At 63.3% G+C, this 4,032-nt stretch carries 5 protein-coding genes; all 5 read right to left on the reverse strand.

Going from position 1 to position 4,032, the window contains the following annotated elements:
- A partial coding sequence (locus RBR29_RS10915; protein WP_320349242.1) for a polysaccharide deacetylase family protein occupies positions 1–705 on the reverse strand: 705 nt, incomplete at its 3' end.
- 27 nt (positions 706–732) lie between these two features.
- Positions 733–1,839: a glycosyltransferase gene (locus tag RBR29_RS10920; protein WP_320349243.1), complete on the reverse strand. Its 1,107-nt coding sequence runs from the start codon at positions 1,837–1,839 to the stop codon at positions 733–735.
- A gap of 4 nt (positions 1,840–1,843) precedes the next feature.
- The gene (locus tag RBR29_RS10925; protein ID WP_320349244.1) at positions 1,844–2,599 is read right to left on the reverse strand and encodes a glycosyltransferase family 2 protein; all 756 of its coding nucleotides are present in this window, start codon (positions 2,597–2,599) and stop codon (positions 1,844–1,846) included.
- Between the two features lie 3 nt (positions 2,600–2,602).
- Entirely contained in the window at positions 2,603–3,445 is an 843-nt protein-coding gene (locus tag RBR29_RS10930) for a polysaccharide deacetylase family protein (protein WP_320349246.1), read from the reverse strand.
- On the reverse strand, positions 3,442–4,032 hold a 591-nt coding region (locus RBR29_RS10935; protein ID WP_320349248.1), incomplete at its 5' end, for a glycosyltransferase. The genes RBR29_RS10930 and RBR29_RS10935, both read right to left, overlap by 4 nt.

Here is a 4,032-nt window from a genome sequence, read left to right on the forward strand (position 1 = left end):
GTCTTCCAGTTGCGTCAGGCATTTCTGCAGAAAACGCAACAAATGCGTCGAGCGCATGACCGCGACACGCGGCAAGGCGTAGGGGTCATCGCCCAAGCGCGCCAAGCCGCGCGCGGTCGTGGTGGCGCTGTCGTAGCCCGCTTCGCGCACGATATCCGCCAAGGCGGGGGTGAACTTGCCGTAGGGATAGCAGAAGGCCCGTACCGGCACCCCGGCAATCTGCTCCAGCGCATCGCGTGAATCCCGGATTTCGTTCGCGGCAAGTTCGGACGAAATCCGCGGCAGGACGGGATGGTTCAGGGTATGCGAGCCGACCTCGTGACCGGCCGCAACCCAGGCCCGCAAGCCGTCCACATCCATCAACGGCGCGCAGGGCACCCCTTCGTCGGCATCCCAGACGTTGCTGCCGCCCAGTTGGCGAACCACGAAGTAATTGGTGGCTTCGAAGCCGCATTCCTCGAGCACGGGCGCGGCGTTTTCCAGCACATTGGCATAACCATCGTCAAAGGTGATGCCGATGACCTTGCCGTGTTTTTCCCCGCGCAGATAGGGCCCCAGCCGGGCCATCGACAGCCCCCGGTAGCCCAGACGCCGCAGCCACAGCATCTGGCGACGGAAATCCCGTGGGTGCACGGTCAGGCCCCGGTACGGCGTGCCGCGCGGACCGGGTTCGCCGATCTGGTGATACATGAGGATGGGGATCATGGGCGGATTATATCGGCCAGGCCGGCATCACGCGCAGATCTGTTGATAGAACGCCAGAGTCCGTTCTGCGAAGACCGGCATGGAAAACCGTTCCTGCGCCCGGGCGCGCGCCGCAGCGGACATCGCTGGCGGCACCGGATTGGCCAGCCGGGCCCGCAGCCAGGCCTCGACTGCGTCCACGTCGCCGGCCGGGACGATCCAGCCGTCGATGCCATCGCGCACGACCTCTGGCAAACCGCCCACATCCGAAACTAAAGTTGGAAGACCCACAGACAGTGACTCGCAAGCGGCAAAAGAGCAAGCTTCGTGAAAGGACAGAACGAAGCCAATATCAGCAACTGCAAGCACACGTTCAGGGTCATCGACCAAACCAGGGAATACAACCGCAGCACCAGGATCCAGGGCCTCAAAATCACGACGCAGAGCCCCTCGTGGAGGATCACCAGCTACAAGGATACGAACTCGCCTTCGCAAAGCCTCCGGCAGACGGTTCAGTGCTTCAAGCAATACCAGCCAGCCCTTTTCTCGATCCGTCCCCCCCACACTGGCCAGCACCAGACACCCCTCTGGCATATCACCCAATAGCTCACGCCGCGCGCGCCTCACATCAGCGGGCAGCCACGGCCGAAAACGCTCCGTATCCACGCCATGGTGAATGGCGCGCAAGGGCAATCTCCGATAACCCGATTGCCGCAGCATACCCGTGACGAACTCGCTGACCCCGATCGCCCCATCCGTACCCAGGCGCGCCCGCAGCCAATGGCCGAAACCGCGCACTGGCATGGTGTTGTGCTTGGTCCACACGATACGCGGTGGACGACGCAGTCCGATACGAGCCAGCATCGCCTGACGATGGTCGGCCGAACCATTCACATGAATCAGATCGAAGTCGCCTTCACGCAACAAGCGCCGCAACCGGGCAAGTTCGGCCAGCATCGGCACCGGACGCGTGCTGAAGGACGCATCCACGCAACGCACCCCCGGAATCCGGCCCACCTGCTCGAATAGCCGGCTGGTGCCAGGAGTCGCCACGGTCACTTGATGCGCGCCCTGCAAAGACCGCGCCAGATTGACGATATAGGCTGCGTGACCGCCCCCATTGCGCGCATGGAAGTTGGTATACAGAATCCTCATGCCTTCAAGTGTGCCGGGATGCACGCCCCAGCCAGTAAAGTTTGACGTAGCGATAGAAACTGCCGGTGGCCGCCATGCCGGCCAGCACCAGCCCCTGCCAACCATCGAGAAACCCTCGCCGCAGCAGGTAGTGGCGGGCGAAAGTCCAGAACCCGTGGCCGAATGGCCCCAGCACCGTGGTCCGCCGTCCCCGCTCGAAGGCACTGCGTGCGGCCTCGGTGGAATAGCGGTTGATCTTGTCGATGAAGATTTCCAGGCTGGCATAAGGGTAATGCAGAAAATGCCCGGGCAGCGTGCCCGTATACCCTTGGACTTCGACATGCTCATGCACGGCAGCATCGGTGAAACGCCCGCAGGCGCGGCGGAACAGCCGCACCACGTAGTCCGGCCACCAGCCGCTGTGGCGAATCCAGCGGCCACAGAAATTGGACAGCCGGGCGATGCGATAGCCATCGGCGGCCGGCGTTTCGATGGCCTGCTGGATCGCCTGGGCCAGTTCGGGCGTTACCCGTTCGTCGGCATCGATGGACAGCACCCAGTCGCCTGTCGCCAGATCCAGAGCGCGGTTTTTTTGCGGGCCGAAGCCCGGCCAATCCGGCGAGACCTCGACCCGTGCGCCCCGCGCCCGGGCGATCTCGCAGGTCGCGTCCGTACTGCCGGAATCCAGCACGATGATTTCGTCGGCAAACGCCACGGAATCGAGACAATCACCGATATGCGCCGCCTCGTTCTTGGTGATGACAATGACCGACAGCCTCATGCCTCACCCCGCGTAATGCTGGCCGCGCTTCCAGCGTTTCCAGGCATTGAAGACCAGCCCAATCAACGGATGCGCCGCCACGCGGATGCGCCGGCCGACCGAAGCGCCCGAGGTATCCCGCACGGCAAAGCGAAAGATCGAGGCCGGATCCGAACCGGGCCGATTGCGGCCGAAGGCCCGTGTCGTATACAGGTGCCGGAAGCCGGCTTCCTGGGCGATCCGGACATAGTCGGGGTCAAAATATCCTTGTGGCCAGCACAGATGATCGGACACTTCTCCCAGATGGCGCGCCAGACAGGCACGCGACTGTGCCAGTTCGTCGGCCATGCGGGCGTTCTTGTCGCCTTCCTGCTTGTCCCAGCGGGTATGGGTATGGGTATGGCTGTGGAATTCGATCACATCATCGGCCCGCATCCGTTCGATTTCGGACCAGCGCAGGGCAATGCCGGCAACATCCCCGGCCGCGACGCGGCGCATGCATTCGGCGTGATCGGGCGTTTCTGGCAGCGCCGCCCCGCCCTCGCCCGCGCAGGCCCGTGCGGGCCCATCGCCAACCCAGGACGTGACCAGGAAGACCACGGCATGGAAGCCGTATTCGCGCAACAGCGGCCAGGCATGGACATAGTTGTCCAGGTAGCCATCATCGAACGTGATCAACACGGAACGTTCTGGCGCAGGCTGACCGGCCAGGTGCGCGGCAAATTCATCGCAGGTCAACCCACGATACCCATGCGCCCGCAACCAGGCCAACTGATCACGGAAATGTTCCGGCGTGACATTGATGGCCCCACCAGCCGGCGTGACATGGTGGTACATCAGCACAGGAACTGTACGATTGCTGTTCATGGGACCCGTGTCTCCAGCCATTGTCCATAACATTGCTCAGTGCGGCGCACCAAGCCTTCCAATGTGAACCGCTCGCCTTCGCGCACTGCCTTCATCCCGGCCCGACCCATGGCACGACGGCGATCGGGATCATCGATCAGCGCCGCCAGCGCTGCTGTCAACGCAGCCCCGTCGCCCAGGGGTACGAGCAGACCGGTTTCGCCATCCTGCAGCATTTCGGAAACCCCGCCGACATCCGTGCCGATGACCGGCAGGCCAGCGGCAGCCGCCTCGACGAAGACCGTACCAGAGGCTTCCTGTTCGGTCGCCAGAGCAAACAGGTCGAACCCTGCCAGTACATTGGGAATATCGGAACGACGGCCAGTGAACAGAATCTTGTCGCCCAGCCCGAGCGTGCGCACATAGGCCTGCAGGTTTTCCAACGTGGGAGAGCCGTCGCCCACCAGCACCAGGAACACATCCGGGCGGGTGAGCAGACTGGCCATCGCATCGATCAGCGCACGATGGCCTTTTTTTTCGCGCATCACGGACACGCTGCCCACTACGACTGCGTCTTCTGGCAGCCCCAGTTCAGCACGCAGCGTGGA

The organism is Castellaniella sp. (genome assembly GCF_034007085.1).
Classification (GTDB): domain Bacteria; phylum Pseudomonadota; class Gammaproteobacteria; order Burkholderiales; family Burkholderiaceae_B; genus Castellaniella.

Excerpts from the sequence above, each read along its gene's own strand:
- RBR29_RS10920 (WP_320349243.1), bottom strand. The coding sequence starts at position 1,839 with ATGAGGATTCTGTATACCAACTTCCATGCGCGCAATGGGGGCGGTCAC.
- RBR29_RS10925 (WP_320349244.1), bottom strand. The coding sequence starts at position 2,599 with ATGAGGCTGTCGGTCATTGTCATCACCAAGAACGAGGCGGCGCATATC.
- RBR29_RS10930 (WP_320349246.1), bottom strand. The coding sequence starts at position 3,445 with ATGAACAGCAATCGTACAGTTCCTGTGCTGATGTACCACCATGTCACG.